This window comes from Arthrobacter sp. 05L421 (genome assembly GCF_056397785.1).
The window spans coordinates 1-2,267 of the sequence record NZ_JBFTOC010000051.1 but is presented as its reverse complement, the minus strand read 5'-3'; the positions used below and the strand labels follow the sequence as shown (position 1 = coordinate 2,267).

3 protein-coding genes are annotated in these 2,267 nt (G+C 69.4%); all 3 read right to left on the bottom strand.

The annotated features are described in order from the left end of the window. On the bottom strand, positions 1–578 hold a 578-nt coding region (locus tag AC1DKQ_RS22340; RefSeq protein WP_476920270.1), incomplete at its 3' end, for a 3-hydroxyacyl-CoA dehydrogenase family protein. Positions 579–580: 2 nt separating this feature from the next. Further along, positions 581–1,063, bottom strand: coding sequence for a ribose-5-phosphate isomerase (locus AC1DKQ_RS22335; RefSeq protein WP_476920269.1), 483 nt, complete (start codon positions 1,061–1,063; stop codon positions 581–583). Positions 1,064–1,068: 5 nt separating this feature from the next. Further along, a partial coding sequence (gene dhaL / locus AC1DKQ_RS22330; RefSeq protein ID WP_476920268.1) for a dihydroxyacetone kinase subunit DhaL occupies positions 1,069–2,267 on the bottom strand: 1,199 nt, incomplete at its 5' end.

Sequence of the window (2,267 nt, the reverse complement as noted above, 5' to 3'; positions counted from 1 at the left end):
AAGCCGGTGACGTCCTTGACCACGGCGGTCTGTTTGTTGGCCGCGTGCACGAGGTCGCGGACGGCGCCGACGGTGGCCGCGGAGGTGCCGGCGTGGGGGATGATTTCCACCCCCGGGATGAAGGGTGAGGGGTTGGAGAAGTGCACGCCCAGGAAGCGTTCAGGGTGGGTGACCGGCCCGGACAGCTCCGCGATGGAGATCGTGGAGGTGTTCGAGCCGATGATGGCGTCCGGCCGGGCGGCGGCGCTGATCCGGGCGAGGGTCTGGTGCTTGATCCCGATCACCTCGGGGACGGCTTCTTCGATGAAGTCGGCGTCGGCCACGGCTTCCTCGATGTCCTTGGCCGGCCAGAGATTTTCCTGCAATATCCTGGTGGCGCCTGCGGGGAAGAGCCCCGCGGCCACGAATTCGTCGGATTCGGCCAGGAGCCGCTCGTAGTTCTTCTGCGCCACTTCGGCGGACACGTCCGCGAGGGCAACCCGGGCGCCGCCGAGCGCCAGGACCTGGGCGATCCCGCCGCCCATGTAACCGGAGCCGACGACGGCGATCTGTCGTGAGCTGTTCGAAGTCTCGGTCATGCTCAATCGTCCTCCGTGTAGTCGGATTCGTAGGAACGGATGGCGTCCACCTTGGCAGCGGAGGAGGAGGTTTCGTCAAAGCGGTGGCTCAGCCATTCGCCTACGAGCTTCTTGGCGAGTTCCAGGCCGATGACGCGCTGGCCCATGGTGAGGACCTGGGCGTTGTTGCTCAGGACGGAGCGTTCCACGGAGTAGCTGTCGTGCGCGGTGACGGCGCGGATGCCGGGAACTTTGTTGGCGGCGATGGCCACGCCCAGGCCGGTGCCGCAGATCAGCAGCGCCCGGTCCGCTTCGCCGTCGGCCACTTTCCTTGCTGCGTTGACGGCGAGGTGGGGATAGGCGGTGGAGTCATTGGCGCCGACGCCGATGTCCAGCACCGACGCCACGCGGGGGTCCGCTTCAAGCAGGGCCTTCAGGGCGTTCTTGTATTCGACGCCGGCCTCATCGTTGCCGATGACAATGCGCAAACCTTCGGTGTCAGTCATTTCCTTTATGCTCCATTTCCGGCCCCTGAGGCCGTGTCGGGTGCGGCCGGTGCAGGCACGGTCCGCTCTGATGCGAGGTGGCGGGCGATCCGCGTGGCGATCAGGGCGAAGGACACCGCGCCGGGGTCGGGGTGGCCGAGACTCTTTTCCGCCAGCGGACGGGCGCGGCCCTTGAGCGGACGGAGATCAGCCGTCCGGTCCGCGGCCGTCTGCGCGGCTTCCGCGGCTGCGGCGAGCGAGGCAGCCACGGAGGTGCCGGCGTCGAAGGCGGCGAGGAAGGCGTCCTTGAACGGGAGGAGCGCGTCCACCATGGTCTTGTCGCCCAATTCGGCCTTGCCGAGTTCGGTGATGGCGTCAACGAAGGCCGTGACGGCGGCGGCTGCGTCCTCGCCGGAGTAGCTGTCCCGGTTGCCCAAAGCGAGGCCGGCGGCGATGACCGCCGAGCCCCAGAGCGCGCCCGAGGTGCCGCCGGCGCGTTCGCTCCAGGCCTCCCCGGCAGCGGTCAGCACCCGCGACGGCGACGCGCCGCCATCAGCCGCAGCAGCTTGCTCGGCGGCGGCGACTGCCGCGTCCACGCCGCGGCGCATCCCGATGCCGTGGTCGCCGTCCCCGGCGATGGCATCGAGGTTACCGAGTTCTTCCTCGTGCTCGATGATCACGTTCCGCGTCTGGCCGAGCAGGTCGGCTGCCAGCCGGCCGAGAGTGGCGGCCGCTGCGGTGGTCCGTTCGACGTCGGCGGTCAAGGCGGCTTCCGGGCCGGCCAGTTCGCGGCGGGCGCGGGGTGCCAGGTTTCCCTTGCGGAACGCGGGGGTGTCGGCCGGGGCGGCCCAGTACTGCTCGAGTTCCTCATCCAGCCAGAGCAGGGTCAGGGAGAGCCCGGACATGTCCAGGCTGGTGACCAGCTCGCCGCATTCGGGCTCCACCACGGTCAGTCCGGCGGCGGTGAGGAGCGGTTCGATCTTGCCGAAGAGCAGGAAGAGTTCGTCGTACTTGACCGTGCCGAGGCCGTTGACGATCGCGACCACGCGGGTCCCGGCGTCCTCGGGTTTGTCGGCCAGGAGCCGGCTGACCAGGAGGCCGGCGAGTTCGGAGGCGGTGGGCATCGGGTGTTCGGAGATGCCCGGTTCGCCGTGGATGCCCAGGCCCAGGGACATCTGGCCGGCCGGGACGGTGAACAGCGGCCCGTCCGCGCCGGGCAGCGTGC